The sequence below is a fragment of the Mucilaginibacter daejeonensis genome, assembly GCF_020783335.1.
Classification (GTDB): domain Bacteria; phylum Bacteroidota; class Bacteroidia; order Sphingobacteriales; family Sphingobacteriaceae; genus Mucilaginibacter; species Mucilaginibacter daejeonensis.
In genome coordinates this window covers 1,173,252-1,193,299 of the sequence record NZ_CP086068.1, presented here as the reverse complement: position 1 = coordinate 1,193,299, position 20,048 = coordinate 1,173,252, and the positions used below count along the sequence as shown (strand labels likewise).

15 protein-coding genes and 1 riboswitch are annotated in these 20,048 nt (G+C 50.0%); of the genes, 6 read left to right on the top strand and 9 right to left on the bottom strand.

The annotated features are described in order from the left end of the window. Positions 1-452: 452 nt before the first annotated feature. The gene (locus LLH06_RS05165; RefSeq protein ID WP_228172195.1) at positions 453-2,201 is read right to left on the bottom strand and encodes a HAMP domain-containing sensor histidine kinase; all 1,749 of its coding nucleotides are present in this window, start codon (positions 2,199-2,201) and stop codon (positions 453-455) included. A gap of 75 nt (positions 2,202-2,276) precedes the next feature. Next, positions 2,277-3,245 carry an NAD-dependent epimerase/dehydratase family protein gene (locus tag LLH06_RS05160; RefSeq protein WP_228172194.1) on the bottom strand — a complete coding sequence of 323 codons (969 nt, stop codon included), beginning with the start codon at positions 3,243-3,245 and terminating at the stop codon, positions 2,277-2,279. A gap of 74 nt (positions 3,246-3,319) precedes the next feature. Here LLH06_RS05160 and LLH06_RS05155 point away from each other — a divergent pair, with 74 nt between their 5' ends. Further along, positions 3,320-4,507, top strand: coding sequence for a formimidoylglutamase (locus LLH06_RS05155; protein WP_228172193.1), 1,188 nt, complete (start codon positions 3,320-3,322; stop codon positions 4,505-4,507). A 45-nt stretch (positions 4,508-4,552) separates the two neighbouring features. Here LLH06_RS05155 and LLH06_RS05150 read toward each other — a convergent pair whose 3' ends face one another. Next, on the bottom strand, positions 4,553-4,834 hold the full coding sequence (locus tag LLH06_RS05150; protein ID WP_228172192.1) for an ATP-dependent Clp protease adaptor ClpS: 282 nt from the start codon (positions 4,832-4,834) through the stop codon (positions 4,553-4,555). 129 nt (positions 4,835-4,963) lie between these two features. On the opposite strand from LLH06_RS05150, the gene LLH06_RS05145 reads away from it, so the two are divergent. Further along, positions 4,964-5,833: a hypothetical protein gene (locus LLH06_RS05145; protein ID WP_228172191.1), complete on the top strand. Its 870-nt coding sequence runs from the start codon at positions 4,964-4,966 to the stop codon at positions 5,831-5,833. 47 nt (positions 5,834-5,880) lie between these two features. On the opposite strand, the gene LLH06_RS05140 is transcribed toward LLH06_RS05145, so the two are convergent. Both LLH06_RS05140 and dcd read right to left on the bottom strand, forming a co-directional pair. Then, a complete protein-coding gene (locus tag LLH06_RS05140) occupies positions 5,881-8,598 on the bottom strand; it encodes a TonB-dependent receptor (RefSeq protein ID WP_228172190.1) in 2,718 nt (905 codons plus the stop codon). 55 nt (positions 8,599-8,653) lie between these two features. Next, on the bottom strand, positions 8,654-9,190 hold the full coding sequence (dcd, locus tag LLH06_RS05135; RefSeq protein WP_228172189.1) for a dCTP deaminase: 537 nt from the start codon (positions 9,188-9,190) through the stop codon (positions 8,654-8,656). A 75-nt stretch (positions 9,191-9,265) separates the two neighbouring features. Here dcd and LLH06_RS05130 point away from each other — a divergent pair, with 75 nt between their 5' ends. The 4 genes from LLH06_RS05130 (at position 9,266) to LLH06_RS05115 (ending at position 14,708) form a co-directional block, all read left to right on the top strand. Further along, positions 9,266-9,904: a 4'-phosphopantetheinyl transferase family protein gene (locus LLH06_RS05130; RefSeq protein WP_228172188.1), complete on the top strand. Its 639-nt coding sequence runs from the start codon at positions 9,266-9,268 to the stop codon at positions 9,902-9,904. A gap of 3 nt (positions 9,905-9,907) precedes the next feature. Next, the gene (lipB, locus tag LLH06_RS05125; protein WP_228172187.1) at positions 9,908-10,639 is read left to right on the top strand and encodes a lipoyl(octanoyl) transferase LipB; all 732 of its coding nucleotides are present in this window, start codon (positions 9,908-9,910) and stop codon (positions 10,637-10,639) included. Next, positions 10,636-11,364, top strand: a complete 729-nt coding sequence (locus LLH06_RS05120; protein WP_228172186.1) for an SGNH/GDSL hydrolase family protein — start codon at positions 10,636-10,638, stop codon at positions 11,362-11,364. The genes lipB and LLH06_RS05120 overlap by 4 nt, the downstream gene beginning before the upstream one ends. Before the next feature lie 143 nt (positions 11,365-11,507). Further along, positions 11,508-14,708 carry a VIT domain-containing protein gene (locus LLH06_RS05115; RefSeq protein WP_228172185.1) on the top strand — a complete coding sequence of 1,067 codons (3,201 nt, stop codon included), beginning with the start codon at positions 11,508-11,510 and terminating at the stop codon, positions 14,706-14,708. 31 nt (positions 14,709-14,739) lie between these two features. Here LLH06_RS05115 and LLH06_RS05110 read toward each other — a convergent pair whose 3' ends face one another. The 4 genes from LLH06_RS05110 to LLH06_RS05095 form a co-directional block, all read right to left on the bottom strand. Further along, the gene (locus LLH06_RS05110) at positions 14,740-16,053 is read right to left on the bottom strand and encodes a voltage-gated chloride channel family protein (RefSeq protein ID WP_228172184.1); all 1,314 of its coding nucleotides are present in this window, start codon (positions 16,051-16,053) and stop codon (positions 14,740-14,742) included. A gap of 27 nt (positions 16,054-16,080) precedes the next feature. Beyond that, positions 16,081-16,147: riboswitch (Fluoride riboswitch) on the bottom strand. A 100-nt stretch (positions 16,148-16,247) separates the two neighbouring features. Next, positions 16,248-17,414 (bottom strand): AhpC/TSA family protein, encoded by a 1,167-nt coding sequence (locus LLH06_RS05105; RefSeq protein ID WP_228172183.1) that lies wholly within the window; start codon positions 17,412-17,414, stop codon positions 16,248-16,250. Positions 17,415-17,495: 81 nt separating this feature from the next. Then, a complete protein-coding gene (locus LLH06_RS05100) occupies positions 17,496-18,923 on the bottom strand; it encodes an L-serine ammonia-lyase (protein ID WP_228173268.1) in 1,428 nt (475 codons plus the stop codon). A gap of 51 nt (positions 18,924-18,974) precedes the next feature. After that, complete coding sequence (locus tag LLH06_RS05095) at positions 18,975-19,820, bottom strand: mechanosensitive ion channel family protein (RefSeq protein ID WP_228172182.1); 846 nt, start codon at positions 19,818-19,820, stop codon at positions 18,975-18,977. Positions 19,821-20,048: the final 228 nt, after the last annotated feature.

Sequence of the window (20,048 nt, the reverse complement as noted above, 5' to 3'; positions counted from 1 at the left end):
TGCGGCTGTTACTTTGATCAGGTGATCCCAGACATCTGTATGCTTTTTACAGATTTATCTTGTTTTTTCTTGTAAAAGTTAGGCCTGTAGCTATCAACGTTGGCCAGCCTCTATGATGTTTAAAAAGGAGAAGCCTCGCGCCTCTCCCTCTCCGAAACTAAAGTAAACATTCTTATAAAAAGGCCTTTTTCGATTCCTACTCCGGGTGTATGTCAAAGTATCATCGGTATCATTTTTCGTTCTTGTCTTTTTACTTGATCAATTCTCAAAAGCGATTCAAATAAAGTCTATAGATTAAGTAGACAAATATATTTTAAAATGACCAATTGGTAAAATATTTTTTCAATTTGAGCTGAGGTATTGAAGTGAGAGGTATGAGGTATGAGGATTGAGTATGGAGTATGGAAGTGAGCAACCGAGCTTGTAAGCGTCGGCTCAAAATAACGTGACCGTTAGGCTACCGGCAAGGTAAACGAAAAACGGCTGCCTTCGCCCAAAGCGCTTTTGACCCATATACGGCCTTGTTGGGCCTCTATGAAATCTTTGGAGATGGCTAGTCCGAGGCCTGAGCCCGAACGATTCTGCCCATCGGTAGGCACTTGGAAGTAGCGGTCGAACAATCGTTTTTGATACTGCTCATCAATGCCCTTACCGTGATCCCGCACCGAGAATTCGACCTGTGGCCCAAGCACCCTGGCCGACACCTCCACCTTGGAGCGCGCTGAACTGTAGCGCAGGGCATTGGATAGGAAGTTGACCAGCACCCATGCCGTTCTTTCCATATCGGCCTTTACGTTGGGCAGGTCGTGGGCTATGTCGAGGTCTATGGTGACGCCCTTTTGTTCGGCCGGCAACTTTATCGCTTCTACAGCATAGCTGATGATCTGGGCAGGCGATACGGCAGCCATTTCAAGCTGGATGTGCCCGGTCTCCACTTGCGATAGTTCGAGCAGCTCGCTGGTGATCTTGAGCAGGCGGGTGGTATCATCCTGTATATGGGCTACCAATTGTCGCTGTTCCTCGTTCATGCCACCTACCCTGTCATCGGTAAGCAACTGCGTGCTCATTTTGATGGACGAGATAGGCGTTTTCAATTCGTGCGATATAGTAGCGATGAAATGGGTCTTGGCTTCATCACGCTCCTTAAATTCGGTCACATTGCGCAGCATGTACACCTTGCCTGCGGGGCGGGTAGCCGCATCGGGAGTACGGCTCTTGTTCAGGTCGGGCACGGTAATGTTGCGGCTGTATAACTGAAAGTAAGCTTCGCGGCCGTCTACCCGCATTTTGAAGGGGTCGGTCACCGCTCCCTGGGCTATGGCCTCGCGCAGGAGTTCATTATGCTGTAATAGTTGTCCGATGTGCTGCCCAACGATGTGTTCTTCGCCTATCTGCAGGATATGGCGTGCGGCATCATTCATGAACACTACTTCGTTGACCTCGTTCACCCCAAAAATGGCATCATGCATCTGGTCAATAATGGCCTCGATACGCCGTTTCTCAGAGGTGACAGTGGCAAGATTGCTATTCTCCCACTCGTTGAGCCGGTCGGCCATTTTGTTGAAGGCCGTGGCCACATCGGCAAATTCGTCCTGGTGGTCAAAGTGGATTCGTTCGCTATAGTTCTTTTGGCTGATCTCGCGTATACCTGCCGCCAGCGCACGTAGCGGCTCCGCTATAAAGGCCGGGAAGCCGATGCTGAAACTTAACAGCACCACAAAGGCCAATGCCCCTGCGATACCCAGTATCCATTCGGCACGGTCCACCGACCGTCGGGCGGCTATGTTCTTGCGCATGATGGCCTGCATGTTGAGCGTCTCTATGTATCTTAATTGCTGGCGTACCTGGCGTTCGGCTTGCCTTAGTTTGGCGAGGTCCGAATGGTTCAGTGATACCAACTCATCAAAGGCCTGATGCAACCGCTGTACGGCTTCGCGTTCCCCTCGTTCGGTGATGTTGCGCTCTTCTTTTTGTAGCTGGCGGGCAAAGGTGTCGGCCACCTTCGGCAACAAAGGTAGCTCATGTTCGTCCAGTAGGGCACGCATCTCGCGGGTGTAGCTCAGCGTTTCGTAGTTGTCCTTCAGGATCACATTGGCGTTCCGAGCTATTTCCTTGATGTAAAAAAGCGACATCGCCCCGAACAACAGGATCACCATGAAAAGGAAGCCGAATCCGATACGAAGCTTGGTCTTGATCTTCATTTAGCGAGATGAACGTTCAATTGAATGTTGATAGAAAGTATACGTAGCCAAGCGGGTGATAAGTTCTTCAACCGGCTATCTTTTTAGGGCTACGCATATTTCGGCGACTGTAGTATCGATCGGCTTAAAAGTGATGCCGGTCTGTTGGATCACCTTGCGGTTATCATAGTTCTGCTCGGTAGTAGCGGCCTGGGCAGCTATCTTATCCAAAGCAGGGTCTTTACCGGTGACCGCAGCTGCCACGGCCGAGAACCGCCAGGCCAGTTCGAGCATCCAGGGTTTGGCCTCACTCTCTGGCGCTTTGACACCAAAGCATTGAGCGGCCTTGTCGATCAGCTCTTTATAGCTCATATTAGTGGCGTTGATGATGTATCGCTCGGCGGTAACATCGCTGTTCATCAGCATGATCATGCAGCGTGACACGTCCTCCACATCCACCAGTCCGCAGCTGCCGCGCGAATAATAGCGCATGCCCCGGCGTATGGTCTCAAATAGCTTGCCGCTGCCGTGTGTGCCTGCGGTGGGCCCGATAATGAGCGATGGGTTCACGATCACGGCGTCCAAACCTTCGGCTATGCCCCGCCAAACCTCCATCTCGCTCTCCAGTTTTGATATGGAGTAGATGTTGTTCACGGGCGTCTCCTCCAAATAATGCTTCTCGGTGATCAGCTCGCCGGGCTTACCCTGGCCTATGGCCGCTATGGAGCTTACGTGTAACAGGCGCACGTCGTTCTCCAAACACAGGTTAACGATGTTGGCCGTACCGGTCACATTGGTATATATCATGGGGTCCTTATCAGCCTGTTTGAACGACACCCAGGCCGCGCAATGATACACTTGCGTAACACCGTCAAAAGCCTCCTCAAGGGCGGGCATATCCAGTATATCGGCAGTGTGCCATTGGATCAGATGTTCATACGGTAACAGGATATCAGGAGTGGACGAACCACTGCGCCGGAGGCATTTGATGCGGATATTTTGCCCTGCCAGCTGACGCGTCAGTACAGCACCAAGAAAACCTGTTGCGCCGGTAACAAGGATCATTTGAACGGGTAAGTTTGATAAAAACAGCGCAATTTAATTTAAAAAATGGATATTTGGAGCCTGTAAGCACGTATATGTCATTAGCCGATTTCTTCACCCCGATCGACCTCGATAGGATCACTCCCGCAGAAGGCTTCAAGGCCAGTCAATTGGGTAACAAGATACAAGCCTACACCGCCCAGTTCCCCGAACTTGATGATGAGCGCCCGCACCTGGCCATCTTTGGCGTGCAGGAAGATCGCAATGCCACGGGCAATCCGGGTTGTGCATTAGGCCCCGACTATGTGCGCGAAAAGTTGTACAGCCTTTATGAGGGCGGCTTTACCTCCAATATATTCGACCTGGGTAACATTAAACAAGGTGCTACCATTAACGACACTTACTTTGCCGTGCGCACCGTGGTGGCCGAGTTGGTAAAAAAAGACATTGTTGCGGTGATATTAGGTGGCGGGCAGGACCTGACCTACGCGCAGTACCTTGCCTACGAGGAAATGGAGCAGAAGATAGACCTGGTGGTGATCGACTCGCATTTTGACCTTGACGAACAGGCCGAGATGGATGCCGACGATGCTACCACATCCACCTCGTACCTTAATAAGATATTTTTATACGAGCCTAACTACCTGTTCAACTTTAGCAACCTGGGTTACCAAACCTATTTTGTTAGTCAGGACAGTTTGCGGGTAATGGATAACCTGTTCTTTGATGTGCACCGCCTGGGCGAACTGATGGGTAAGGTAGAAGTGACCGAACCTACGATACGTAATGCCAGCATGATCAGCTTTGATATGGGCGCCATCCGTTCATCAGATGCCGGGGGCAATGCCAACGCCACGCCTAACGGTTTTTATGGTGAAGAGGCCTGCCAGATGTGCCGCTATGCAGGCTTTAATGATAAATTGAGTTCGATAGGTTTTTACGAGTTCAACCCGGCTTACGACAATAACGGGCAAACGGCTATGCTGCTGGCCGAGATGGTATGGTACTTCATCGATGGTTTTTATAACCGCAAGAACGACGTACCTTTACAGCCACGAGCGCAATATCTGATCTACAAGACCACGCTTAAGCACCAGGAGCACGAGATCGTGTTCATCAAAAGCAAAAAGAGCGACAGATGGTGGATGCAGGTACCCTACCCTACCGGCGGGTCGGCCAATGAGCGTTATCACTTAGTACCTTGCAAGTACGAGGACTACACCACAGCCATAGATGGCGAGATGCCTGACCTGTGGTGGCGTACCTATCAAAAATTAGCGTAAGGATTTATTGGCACCAGTAAGACCGGCGTGTATAGAAAAGCTGGCTTAGTCGACCGTTACGGTCAACCCTTCCTGTTGCAAGATCTTGCGGTAAACTTCCATTTCGGTAAAGGAACCTTCCAGTACAGCGCACTTACCTTCGTTATGCACTTTCCAGGCGATCTTCTCTGATTGTGTCTCGGTGTAATCGAGATATTTCATCATGCAATGGATCACGTGTTCGAAGGTGTTCACATCATCGTTCCACAAAATAAGGCGGTGCATCTCTTTCAGGCTCGCCAGTATCTCTTCCAGTGTGAGCGTTTCTTCCTGTACTTCTGTTGGCATAATAGTATAACTGCAAAGTTACTAAGATCACCATAATAAAACTGCTAAAATGTTGTTTATTTATCGTTCTTCAACAACATACTCTCGCTTTTTTCACTAAACAAAACAAGTTAATTACAACCGATCTGTATGTTGAGAACATCACTTTGCAGCGCCTTTTTATTGACCTGCACCGCGCTAAGCAGCACCACCTACGCACAAGAACACAACAGCTTACGTAAGCCACCATCTACAGTGCGTATCGATGGAAAGCTTAACGATTGGGGCGACAGCTTGTATTATTACAACGCCGATAAGAAACTAAACTATACCCTGGCCAATGATGCACAGAACCTGTACGTGGCCATCCACTTTAATGACCGCAGCGAACAGGAACGTGTACTGATGGCCGGCCTCACCTTAGGCATCAATACCAGGGGCAAAAAGAAGAACGAATACACGATGACCTTCCCGGTCGCTGATGAAAAGGACAATGCCGAAATGATGGCCCAACGCATACAGGCAGCCCAAACCAACGGCGATGCTCCCGACCGTGAAGAGATGCGGAAGGCCCGCATGAGCCGCTTAAAGAACATCAAGGTGACCGGCTTTAAGGATATTGATTATGATATACTGACCAGCACCAATACTTTAGGTTTTAAAGCGGCCTTAGATGTTGACCCTGATGGCAATTTAGTTTACGAGGCGGTGATCCCTCTAAGGTTTTTTGATGGTGCTGATATTACCAAGAACGAATGGGCCTTTAATTTTAAGATCAACGGTATCACACGCCCCTCAGGCGGCAATGGTCAGGTTGGCGGCATGCCCGGTGGGCGTGGCGGCATGGGCGGCGGTATGGGCCGTGGTGGTATGGGCGGAGGCATGGGTGGCGGTAGAGGCGGCCGTGGCGGAGGTATGGGCCGGGGCGGCAATATGCCCGGTGGCGACCAAGGCTTTGACCGCAGCGCGTTAAGCAAGTCAGAAGATCTTTGGGAGCGCTTCTATCTTAACAAAGGTTGATGTATAAACAAGAAAAGGTCCGGCAACTTTGCCGGACCTTTTCTTGTTTATTCTACTTTATAGCGGTAGGCCTGCCTGCCTAAATAACCATCTTCATTAATACCCTCTACCAGTACACGGTAAGTACCGCTGGTACCGGCATTATAATACTCGAACGATGCCCGTCCATCCTGATCGGTCACGATGCTCGGTTTCCAGTAAATGGTGGTACGCAGGTCGGCCACGGCGGTGTTGGTCTTAGGGTCGCCGTATACCGGCGAATAGAACTCACGTACCGAGTAGTAGCCTTTAGGCGTATAGGTCAATATACCCGGTGAGTAGATCTGTGCCGCATTGGCATTATACTCGCCACCGCGTTTGGTGTTCACGATCATTACCCCGCCAGAGCCACGCATACCGTAAATAGCGGTGTTGCCAATGGTGCGCAGTATCTCCACACTGGCCACGTTCATGGGTGGTATGGTCGATAGGTAATCCTGATCCACATAAACGCCATCCACAATGATCTGCATCGGGGTGTTCTGACTACGTGTTGAGTATGGTACCCCGCCCCTGAATATCACGCCTAACAAACGGCCTTGTAAGCACATATCAATGGTAGGACAGCCCATCTTATCAAAAAAATCGCTGGTGATCACCTGGTCGGCGTTACCGGCGCCGTTCAGGTTCGAGGAGTTCTCGAGGCCCGGTTTCACTCTCTTCTCGGTCACGGTAACGGCTTTCAGCATAATGGTGTGGTTGCCCATGCCATATTTGGCCTCTTCATCATACTGTTTTTTGTTATACCTTAAGTAAGTAAGCAACGCTGCCGAATTAGCCGCCTCGCTGGCCGGGATGTTCCTGGTCTTGATGGTTTGCGTAGGCGGATTATCGAGCACGATATCCACATTTTTACCACCTTTGGCCGTACGGGCCTGTAGTACGAATTTAGTACTATCCCTAAAGATCAGATCCTTGAACGCGAAGCGTCCCTGCGCATCGGCCACGGTATCTAATATGGTAGCGCCACCAGCCGTGGTGAACAAGGTGACCTTTCCGTTAGGTATCGGCTTACCGCCCGAGGTCTTCAGCACACCTGATACCTGCAAGGTCTTTTCGGGCTGGAAAGTTATGGGTGAAAATTGATCGGCCATTAGCGAGCGCCATTCGAAACGGCGGTAACCTTGCGTAAGCATCAGTATATCCAGGTCAGCAGCCGTTTCCTCATTAGGGTTGGTGAAGTAATAGTTAGGCTGCTCAATGTAGCCCTTCAGGTCTGAACTTAACAATAGTTGCGACTGGATACTGATATCCGCAGCATCGTCCACGGGCACCTTCGATACATCGATCACTGCGGCTGAAAAGGCGCCAACTACTGGCTTACCGGCATGATCAGTGGCCCTCATGCTGATCTTTACCTTTTGCCGTGGCCCCGAGGTGGCCTGATCGGCGTTTACAGTAAGCTTAAGCATATCATCGGCCCTTTGAATGAAGGCGATGCGCTCATTAAGCGCCAGCCCTGCCGAATTGAACAACGTGAATTGTGCGATACCCGACGGGAACTTGTTCTTGGGGATCATGGCACTAAAGGTATTTGTGCCGGGCTTGTTGCGGGCCACATAGCGGACATCCCCTCCGCTTTGCCCTACAATGTAAAGTTGCTGGGGTGCACTGCCTGCACTACCGGTAACACGCAGGCCAATATTGGCGGTGTCTGAGTTGTTCACGGTGAGTACATAGCCTTCTGACACTACTGCCGGCAGGTTAACGGTACTTTGTGAGCCGTCAGGATAAGTGATCTTAGCTTTATAGGTCTTGCCGCTTTGAGGTGTAAAGGCAAAGCTGCCCATACCCAAATGGCGGGTGGCCAAAATAGCCACATCGGTATTATCATTATCGCTAATGCTACCTTTGATCGCGATGCCCAAACCGTCAGGACCTACAGCCTTAAAGGCCACACGCGAGCGTACGCCGTTCACCAGGTTGCCACTCTCAGGGAAGAACTGCACATCGGCCTGACCAGAAGCTGCCTTTAACGAGACCGTTTTGGTGGCCGAATGCTTTTCGTCAAGTTTGATCTGGGTGTTGATGCGGCCGGTATTCAGCGGCGCCTGAGTAGCGTTAACGAAATTGACCTGCAGGTCACCTTTTGCATCGGTGGTTCCTTTGCCTTTCAGGATCTGCTTATCGCTCATCCTCACGTTGTAGCTCACCTCTTTGTTGGCCAACGGGGTGCCTTCAAGGTCGGTATAATTGATATTGGCGTTCACCTGCTGGCCGGTAGCGGCCTTAGTGAAGTTGTATGTGGCTTTAGTGAATACGGAAGTAGTAGCACCATTACCGATGGTGATCGCTTTTTCAAAGAAGTAATCGTCGCCGGCGTTGCGCATCCAGTTGGTGTAGGCACGTATGCGGTAGTTGCCTTCTTTCAGTGAATCAGCCAGGGCAAAGTCGCCCCAGGTAACGCCGCTGGTCACGGGCAGTTTGATCCATTGTTTGATGGAGTCGCGCTCGTTGATGAGTTCCACGTTGAGCGCACCGCTCATGGCCGATAGCTGGTGCTTAGGCCCCACCGTGATGTAGGCCTTGAACCATATGTTATCGCCAATGCCGTAGTAAGGTTTGTCGAATTGCAGGTAGACCTTCTCCTGCGGTCGGTCGTTGGTCCATTTTTCTAATTGTGATACGATCTTTTGAATGATGGGGTCGTCATCAGCAGCAACAAAACCAGCGGCCACTAAAGCAAAGGCCACGAACATCAGTACAGCGGCAGTTCTTTTGATCATAATAGGTAGGCAAGTGTTTGTTAGACCATCCAATGGCCAATAGTTTAACCGAAGATCAGAATTTATTTTTCCACATCATGCTCTCGACAGGGCGCGTGGTGGGGTTATTATATTTAGCGTTACCCTTGGTGTTATACAGGGTTTCAATATCGCCCTCCACCACAAAATAGATAAGCTGGCCAATGGGCATACCCGCGTAAACCTTTACCGGTTGCGCTACTGATATCTCCAGTGTCCAGGTATTGCAAAAACCTACGTCGCCTTTACCGGCGGTAGCATGTATATCGATGCCCAAACGCCCGGTGCTTGATTTACCTTCCAGGAAAGGCACGTGCTTGTGCGTTTCAGTATATTCGACCGTGACGCCGAGGTAAAGTACGCCTGGTTGTAAAATGTAACCTTCTTTAGGGATCTCGAACCCGTCGATCTCGTTATGCACTTTGGCGTCAAGCACGCGGTTGCGGTAAGTGGCCAGGTACTTACCCAGATGCACATCGTAGGAGTTGGTACCCAAACACTCACGCTTGAAAGGCTCGATGATGATGTTGCCCTTCTCTATTTCTTCCAATATGCGTTTATCTGATAAGATCATTTTCAGGTGACGGGTTACACGGCCTAAATTATAATTATTTAACCTAATTTTGCGCTCTGTTTTTGTAATTTAATTATGGCAATAGCATACCGTAAGCAGGTAGATCACGATACTGAATTTGCCCTCTGGCGCATTGAAGAGGATGCTGATACGCTTTATCAGCAGTTGCAACTTGATGACGCGGAACAGGCTTTCCTGGAAGGACTATCGAACGGTAAGCGCCACCTGCATTGGCTGGGCACCAGGGTGCTGTTACGCACCATGCTCGACACCTCCGAGTACATCGATTGTAAGGTTGACGCACATGGCAAGCCTTATCTGGTCAACCTGCCCTATCATATCTCGCTAAGCCACTCATTTGATTACGCGGCCGTCATGATCAGTAAAAGCCGACCCGTAGGCATCGATATAGAGCTGATCAAAGAAAAGGTAGAACGGATAGCAGGCAAATTTTTGCAGCCCATAGAGCTGGATATGATAGACCCTGATCACCGGATACCGCACCTATACGTTTGCTGGTGCGCCAAGGAAGCGGTATACAAATGCTACGGCCAAAAAGAGGTATCGTTCCTGGATGACATCCGCATCAAACCTTTCGATTACTCACCTGAAGGAACTTTCGAGGTTGATCTAAAAAAGGATGAGGTAAGGGAGCAGTACCAGGTACACCATTTGCATTACGAAGACTACATGATCGGTTACGTAAAGGCTTGAACCATGAAGAACAAACAAGTACATTTCAGCGATTGGGGACTGACCGACTATAAAGAGGCTTGGGACCGCCAGGAAGAGATATTCAACGCCACGGTAAAGCTGAAGGGCGAACTGCGTAACCGACAGGCCGCGGCCACTGCGGGCGAGGAGCCGGTGGAGGACACTGCAACCCCAAACCACCTGATCTTTTGTGAACATCCACATGTATTCACCTTAGGTAACAGCGGCACGCCCGATCACTTATTATTGGATGAGGCCGGGCTGAAAGAAAAGAACGCCCTATACTACCCCATCAAGCGCGGTGGCGATATCACCTATCATGGCCCGGGCCAGCTGGTGGTATACCCGATCCTTGACCTCGACAATTTCTTTACCGATATACACCTCTACCTGCGCACACTGGAAGAGGCCGTGATACAGACCCTGGCTCACTATGGCATCACCGCAGGCCGCTACCCCGGCTACACCGGCGTTTGGCTGGACCCCGACAATGAGCGTGCCCGCAAGATCTGCGCTATGGGCGTACGTTGCAGCCGCTGGGTCACCATGCACGGGCTTGCCTTTAATGTGAACGCCAACTTAGATTACTTTGGCTACATAGTGCCATGCGGTATAGATGATAAGGATGTGACCTCCATGCAGCGTGAGTTGGGGCACCCGGTAGATATAAATGAAGTGAAGAACATCCTTAAACACCACATTTCCGTACTTTTTGGTATGGAGATGTTGGGATGAGAACGATAAGCTTTGCATTTATGTTCATTGCGGCCCTGGCAGGCTGCTCAGGTAAGAATATGGACGACGTGACCACAAGCCTTCCGCAGGCAAAATTGGATACCATTTACAAAGGCAATGGCCAAAAAGTAAGCTACCTTGCTTTGGGCGACTCCTACACGATCGGTGAGGCGGTACCTCAGGAGTTATCGTTCCCGCATCAACTGAGCACTGCCCTCAACCAGAACAACTACAAGGCCGAAGCACCCGTGATCATTGCCCGAACCGGCTTGACCACTGACGAACTGATGCGCGAGATCAGTACCCGCGCCATCGATCGCAAGTTCGACATCGTGACCTTACTCATTGGGGTGAACAACCAGTATCGCGGCTACAATATCGACACCTATCGCACTGAGTTCGTGCAATTGCTGAACACCGCGCTCAAATATGCCAACAACGATAAGCAACGCGTTTTTGTGGTGTCCATTCCCGACTGGGGCGTTACACCTTTTGCCAGCGGCCGCGACCGTCAGCAGATCGCTACTGAGATAGACCGGTACAACGCTATAGCCCGCGAGGAGACCCAAAAGGCAGGCGTGAGTTTTATTGACATTACCCCCGCCTCCCGTGCCGCACTCAATGATGCCAGCCTCATCGCATCCGACGGGCTGCACCCATCAGGAAAAATGTACGCCAACTGGGTACAACAACTCATCGCGCCGGTAGCTAAGAGTTTGAAATAGGTCTTCCGCTCCCGAGAGAAAACCTTAACTGGTTCCTCATCATTTACGGCTTGCTTTGCTGTAGCTGCTTGTTGTCCTTAAAAAAGTTAAATTGCTTTATGGGATCTGGCGATCACGTGCATCTTATTGGAAAATACAGACCAATGAATAAGCCATTCTTCATCCTAACCATCCTTTTTGAAATCGTCTTTTTAAGCTTCACCGCTGCGTTCGGCCAGTCGCCTCAACTGACGGTGAACGGGAACACTAATAGCGGCGTCAAATTAAAAGAGCTGAAGATCGACGTCGCCATCTATGGCAATATTAGCCGCACCACGTGGCAAATGACCTTCTACAACAACACTTCCCGAATACTGGAAGGCAACCTGCTTTTCCCACTTAAAGACGGCGTGAACGTTAGCCGTTATGGGCTCGACATCAACGGCAAAATGCGGGAGGCAGTTCCGGTGGATCGTGGCAAAGGAGCTGTGGTATTCGAATCGATAGAACGCCGGCGCGTAGACCCGGGCCTTTTGGAAAAGGTGGAAGGCAATACCTTCCGCACTCGCATTTATCCGCTTAACCCGCATGCAACCCGCACAGTTATCATTGGTTATGAGGAAGAGATCACCACCAATAAAAAAGGCGAGCTGCAGTTCACTTTGCCCCTTAACATTAAAGATACCGTGCAAAGCTTCTCGCTCAAAGCATCCGTGATCCAGGACGGTGCCGCGCCCGTGACCGCCAATGACCCTGATCAATTACAGTTCGATAAGCATCAGAACGCTTACACAGCATCTCTTCAGAAAAGCAATTACATTCCTGACCATGCCATAACGTTCAGCATGCCTAAGGCGACCAATGCCGCCGAAGTTATGATGCAGCAGTTGGGTAACAAGTTCTATTATTATGTGAGCACTACCCTACAACCAAAGGTGATCAGTAAACCGTTGCCGGCCCGCATCGGGTTGTTATGGGATGCTTCGTTAAGTGCCGCTTCGCGCGATGTTAAAAAGGACATGGCTCTGCTGGATGCCTATTTTAGAAAGCTGAAAAGTGCGACCGTTGAATTGGTGATGTTCAGCAATACCGTCCTTCGAACAAAGAAGTACCCGATCAATTCCGGTGATTGGTCGGCCTTAAAACATGATCTGGAGAAAACGGTCTACGATGGCGCTACTGACCTGGGCAAATTAAAACTTGGAAGCTATCAGGCCGATGAATTTTTGTTGATGAGCGATGGCCTTCAAACCTTTGGCCAGGCAGGTATAAGCCTCAGCGCAGGTAAGCCCATTTATTGCATCAACTCCTCGCTCACGGCCAACCACAGCAACCTCAATATGATCGCCATGAAGAGCGGCGGCGACATGATCGACCTCAACACTACCGAAACTACGGACGCATTAGAAAAACTAACCAATCAACCTTTGCGGTTTATGGGCATTAAGAGTGATAGAACTACCGAGGAAACTTACCCATCGCTACCGGTAGTAGTAGGCCAAAGCTTTTCCATAGCCGGCATCACTCGCAGCGCTAACCAAAACATCACGCTCCGGTTTGGCTATGGTAACAAGGTCACTTATGAGAAGACAGTAACACTTGACCTTGCTAAAGATCAGGTTGAAAGCGTGGAGGTGAGTAAGCTTTGGGCGCAGAAAAAGATCAATGAATTGGACCTGAACTATGAAGCTAACCGTGCCGTGATCGAGGGTCTGGGTAAACGCTACAGCATCATCACGCGCAACACCTCCCTGATCGTGCTGGAGACCGTGAATGACTATATACAATATGAGGTAGAACCACCTGCCGAGCTACGCCAACAGTATGATGCGATCATGAAACATCGCGGCGACCGAAGCATTGCACAAAAGCGCGATAATAAAGATGCTGCTTATCAAATGTCCGACGAATTACAAAAATGGTGGAACACCAAGGTAGAACCGGTTCAAAAGCGCAAAGCAAAGGCGGCTCACTCACAACGGTATCAAACACCGACCGTAAGAATAGATGAGCCTGTGGGCAATGCATCGGCGAGTCCAGCGGTAGTTCAAGGACGGGTAGCCGAACGATCTGCAGACCAAAGAAATTTGAACGACGTTGTAGTGGCCGGATACGGTACCGAAAGACGGACCTTAACAGCGCCCGTTACACAAGCCCTGCAAGGCCGGGTGCCAGGCCTTGCCATAACAACAAGCACAATGGCCGCTACCAGCTCGGTCGTTCGGATCAGAGGTGTATCATCACTTACTACTTCGCAACCGCTCTACATCGTTGATGGCAAACAGGTTAGCGACATTGAAGGCATTAACAGCAATGACGTCATCTCGACCCAGGTACTAAAAGATGCATCGGCCACAGCTATCTATGGCTCAAAGGCAGCCAATGGTGTGGTCATCATCAATACCAAAAAAGGTCAGGCAACTCAAGCAGACACCGTCAAGAGCAACCCGATCAACATCAATTACCAGGCAACGGCTACCGATCATGTAAAACAGATCAGGGCGGCAGCACCGGCGGCACGCTATCAAAAATACCTCGAGTTACGTAAGGGCACTAACGGTGATCCTGTATTCTACTTCGATATGGCCGATGTATTTATTAAAACAGGCGACCGTGAACTGGGACTGCGCATTCTCAGCAACCTTGCCGAGTTGGACCTGGGCAGCTACGAGCTATACAAAATGCTTGGATACAAACTGAAAGAGCTTAAGGATCATCAGGGTGCTTTGTATGCCTTCAAAAAAGTGGCCGACCTACGCCCCATGGACCCCCAGAGCTACCGCGACTATGGCCTGGCATTAGAGGATGCGGGACAGCATCAACAAGCATTGGACGTGCTTTACGATGCCTTGACCAGGTTTTACACTGAGGATGCCGACAGCATGTATGACGGTATACAGGAAGTGCTCCTGTTCGAGATCGATCGCCTGATCAGTGCACATAAAGGCCAGCTGAACCTTAGCCAGATCGACCGCAAACTCATCAGGAACATGCCGGTAGATGCGCGCATAGTGATGAACTGGAACAAGAACAACACGGACATCGACCTTTGGGTCACTGACCCTAATGGGGAGAAATGCTATTATTCCCATCGTCAAACTGCTGCAGGTGGCCGCATCTCTGATGATATGACCAGCGGCTTCGGTCCGGAACAGTTTGTGCTGAAGAAGGCGACCAAAGGCACGTACAAGATCGAGATCGATTATTACGGTGATACGCAGGTCACCCTTTCGGGACCGACCACGGTGATGGCTGAATTATATACCCACTATGGCACTGCGCAAGAGAAGAAAGAGATCATTGTGCTTCAAATGAAAAAGGACGCCAAAGGAGGCGTATACATTGGCGACCTGGATATCAAATAAGTACCGGAGTGTTATCGTCTTCGCAGAACGATCACCACAAACCCTTACCTAAAGAGCCCTCCCCCTTGGGGAGGGTTTGGGTGAGTCGTCGTTGTGAACTGTAAATACCCACATCGCCGCTGAAATAAAAAGCAGTGAAGCAAGCTACGGCAAAAAGCAAGGCGTACTCACTGCCAAAAAGTTCGATACCCATTAAAGTGCAGGCCAGTGGTGTGTTGGTCGCTCCTGCAAATACAGCAATGAAGCCAAGTGCGGCAAACAGACTGACAGGTGCGTTGAGGATACCGGCCAGCGTATTGCCCAGCGTAGCACCGATGTAGAACAATGGCGTCACCTCCCCTCCTTTGAAACCGGTACCTAAAGTAATGGCAGTATAGATCAGCTTCCATAACCAACTGAAAAAATGTGCGCCGCCCTGCTCAAAGGCCGAAACGATGGTGACCGCGCCTGGATACTCGGCATCGACACCTAAGCTCAAATAGTCAGGGCGGCCTATGATCAGCGTTAGCAAAATAATGGTCACACCACCGGCTACCGGGATCAGCCAAGGTGTTTTAATGAAGGCAGTGGTAAACCTTTTAACCCCATGCACACATTGGGCAAATGTGTAGGCAGCCAGTCCGAACAGTGCCGACGCTAATACCACTTTGCACAGCAACCATAGGTTGACCGGGATGTGATGCCCATAGATCAACTGATCGGTGGTGGTGAAGTTGATATGGTAATGCGTATGCTGAACGCCCCAGGCAGCCACAGTGGCATCGCCGATGAGGGCGGCCATCAGGCAGGGCAACAAAGCATTGTATTGTATGCGTCCTATGGTAAGCACTTCCATAGCGAACACGGCACCTGCCAGCGGTGTACCAAATACTGCTCCAAAGCCTGCGGCTATCCCGGCGGTAAGTACTACACGTGTATTGGCCTCGTTCAGTTTGAAAAGGCTACCGATCCAATTGGCTAAACTCCCGCCTATTTGCACCGCGGTGCCTTCGCGACCTGCCGACCCACCGAATAGGTGCGTGATCACTGTGGTGATCAAGATCAGCGGGGCCATGCGTTTAGGTATGCCTGCACCGGGTCGATGTATCTCGTCGATGATGAGGTTATTGCCTTTTTCGGCCGAGGCGCCGTACCAGCGGTATAGGAAATGAATGACCACACCAGCAAGTGGCAGCAGGTATAGTAGCCAGGGATGTGCAAACCGGTAATGGATGGCCCAGCCCAGCAATGCCAGAAACAACGCTACTGCACTGCCTACCGCGATCGCCACCGGGATGATCACCATCGTCCAGCGCAGGAGGTAAAAAAGGATAGAAAATTTTTGAGTAGTGAAGTTCTTGAACATGAGCCTGCAATTTAATAAATGAATATTTATCGGGCAGGCGTCATCAGCTTTTTACAGCGGTTCAATTAGGCGGAACACCATCGCCTTTGCGTACATAAAGGTAAGAAAAAGCTTTTATTCAAATAAAAAGCGACCTCTGAGATGCATCCTATTCAGAGATCGCTTCGTTTCTCGCGATGACGGCAGTATACTATCTACTCGCTCTTTTTAGCGGCATGACCGGCAAAGATCTCGATCAACTTATTCTCCAGGTCGGCACCACGTAAGTTCTTGGCCACGATCTTGCCGTTCGGGTCGATCAAGAAGTTCTGCGGGATGCTTTGCACAAAGTACAGTGCTGCGGCCTCGTTGTTCCAGAATTTAAGGTCTGACACATGGGTCCAGGTCAGTCCATCATCTTTGATCGCTTTTAACCAGTCATCCTTGCCGGTCTGGCGGTCGAGGGACACCCCTAAAATGGTGAACTTTTTATCCTTGTACTTATTGTACACCCTTACCACGTTCGGGTTCTCCTGGCGGCAAGGGCCGCACCATGATGCCCAAAAATCGATCAGCACGTAATTGTCTTTACGAAATTTAGATAAGGTGACCGGTTTACCTTCCGTATCATTCATGGTGAAATCTGGAGCTACCGAACCGATCGCCGTAGCTTTTAAGACAGCGAACGAAGCTTTAAGTTGCGAACCTGCCGGTGAGTTCTTCAATTCGTCTGACAGGCCATTATAAAGTGGCTCGATCACGTTCACATCGGCCGAAGGACCGCCCATAGAGCTCAGCGCCATCAGGCTCAAATAGCTGTAAGGGTGCGATACGATGAACTCCTTGATCAGCGCCTCACGTTTGGTTTGCAGAACCTTGAACCGATCTTGCATGGTATTTTGGTATACCGGCGAACGCTGCTGTTCTGGTGAGGCCGACCTTATTTCGGCATACAACTTTTCTGACTGTGCATAAAGCGGCGCGATCATAGCCGTGATCTCTTCATTATCCTCGTTGATCTTGGAGCCCGATATCTTGGCTTGTGAGACCGAATCGGTACCGGTGATGAAGATATTGCCTTTTTCTAAATACAGATTCAATACATCATCTGTCCTTTTAAAGCCCGTAAAGCCGGTACCCCGGTGGTCAATGATCATCATAGCGCTGGTAGGTGTCGCAATCTGCCCTTTAAAGGTAAAAGCACCATCGTGCAAAGCGGTAGAATCTACCTTACGGCTATTGCCTGACTGGTAAACCAAATAAGCCTTTAAAGGCTGTTTGATCGTGTTCAATTTTCCGCTTATGGTGAATGCGTCAGGTTGCTGAGCAACGGCTATCGCAGGCAAAAAAGCAATGATATAGGGGATGATGTTTTTGAACATACTTATTAAAAATGAATATTGAACGTAAGGACCCGCCGTTTTGGTATGAGGAGCGTACCATAGCAGTGTCATATCAGTTGATCAGCACTCAGGCAAACTGATCGGGATGTTGATCGCCAGACCACCGTCTGAGGTTTCCTTGTATTTAGAGTTCATGTCAAGGGCTGTCTGCCACATGGTCTTCACCACGGCGTCCAGGCTCACTTTGGCATTATCCGGGTTGGTTTGCAAGGCCAATTGCGATGCGGTGATCGCTTTAATGGCCCCCATGGTGTTGCGTTCGATGCAGGGAACCTGAACCAATCCTCCGATCGGGTCGCAGGTGAGGCCCAGGTGATGTTCCATAGCTATCTCGGCAGCCATCAGTACCTGGCGCTGCGATCCGCCTAAACATTCGGTGAGTGCCGCCGCCGCCATAGCTGACGAAACACCGATCTCGGCCTGGCAACCACCCATAGCGGCCGATATGGTAGCACCTTTTTTGAATATGCTACCCACCTCGCTGGCGGTCAGTACGAATTGGACGATCTTATCATCGTCGAAGCCATCGCAAAAGGCGATATAGTACATGAGTACGGCAGGGATCACACCGGCAGCACCGTTCGTCGGTGCGGTCACCACACGACCAAAAGAAGCATTCTCTTCATTCACCGCCAATGCAAAACAGCTGACCCAGTCCAAAATATTCTGAAAGCCGTTACCGGTCTGGCGTACCACGTCTACCCATTCGGTAAAGTTCTGGTAGCCCCTGTCGCCAGTGAGGCGGCGGTTAAGCCGGGCAGCACGACGGGCCACATTTAAGCCTCCGGGCAGATAGCCCGTGGTATGGCAACCACGGTAGATGCACTCCCGTATCACCCTGAAGATCTGCAGCACGCCTTCACGTGTCTTTATCTCGGGGCGCCAGGCCTGCTCGTTCTCCATTACCACTTCTGATATCTTGAGACCGGTCTTGCGGCACCAGTGCAACAGGTCGTTAGCGGTGTCTATTGGGAAAGGAAGATCAACCTCTGTATGTTTGCTGTTATCCGCGCCCTCCTTAACCACAAAGCCACCGCCTATAGAATAATACGTTTCGCTGATGGCCTTGCCGGTACTTAAGAATGCCTGGAAAGTAACGGCATTAGGGTGATAAGGCAAACTCTCGCTGAAAAGGAAGATCAGGTCATCATCGAAATGAAAACTCACTTCATGTTTGCCGCCTAAGTTGAGGCGATGAGCATTTTTGATGTGCTCAACGGTACCGTCCAACTGGTCCACCGCAAAGGTGACCGGGTCGTGTCCGTCGAGCCCGAGCAGGATGGCAATGTCGGTGCCATGACCCTTGCCTGTTTTGGCCAGCGAGCCATAGAGTAATATCTTGACCTGCACCACATGATCCAGCTCCTGCTGTTGTTGGAGCGAATGAACAAATTGCTGAGCGGCACGCCAGGGGCCGAGCGTGTGCGAGCTTGACGGCCCGATACCGATCTTAAATATATCAAATACTGATATCTGCTCCCGCTGCATGATGCCGCTGTTGTTCATAAGGCAAAACTATCGAATAATAATGCAAAACGATCAGGTACCCGGGAATTTGACACCCGCATCTCTAAGATCACTAATGATGCGTTGATTGAGCTTGAGTTTAGTAGTGCCAAAATTGCCAGGTTTGACCCACACCCTGATCGTGAATACGATGCCGTCAAAATCGATCTGTGAGATACCGATATACTTATCCGGTGCGGGCAACACGTCTGGGATCGCCTTTACCGATCTTTCAAGCGTAGCGATCACCGCATCGGGATCAACAATAAAGCCCAGTTTGAAATCGATATCCAACCTGCGACTTCCCTCTCGTGATACGTTGACGATGACCTCGTTGAACAGTTTCCCGTTAGGAATGATCACCGTTTTATTATCAAAGGTGCGTATCACAGTGTAGAATAGCTGTATAGAAACCACCTTGCCATCCTGGCCCTGTGCAATGATATTATCATCTATCTCGAAGGGTTTGAGCAAAAGGATCATGATACCACCAGCAAAGTTCTGTAGTGTACCTGATAACGCCAGACCGGCAGCTACGGTAGCGGCACTAATGATGGCCGTGAAAATAGTGAGCTGAAGATCCAATATCTCCATCACAACGATCACTAATACCATGTAAAGGGCCGTGATGGACAAACTTAAAAAGAAGGGTTGTAAGGAAGAATGCACCTGCTTTTTGAGCATTCGTGCTGTCATGCGTTTGCGAAGCGCTTTGATGAGCCAAAGGCCTGCAAAAAAAACGATGGCCGCTAAAACGATCTTGGGGCCACGTTCAGCTAACCAGAGGTAAGCTTTATTATAAACATCGGTAAGTGAAGGAGCAACGGAGGCTTGTGCCACCAACGGAATATATATATAACTTAATTGCCGTAATAACATGCGGCAAGTTTAAGCTTAGGACATTAAACTAACAAATAATTCAGGCCCTTTGATCATCACCCACTCAAATATCCTGCTCTGCAATTGTTTCCTTTTAGGCGCTACTAGTCTCATAATACATGCTACATATCAAATGATATGCCTGCCAAAGGCTTATTTGATATTTCATACAAAATTAACACGGCCACACACGGATAGTGTCATTTGTTATTCATTTGATTAACTGGA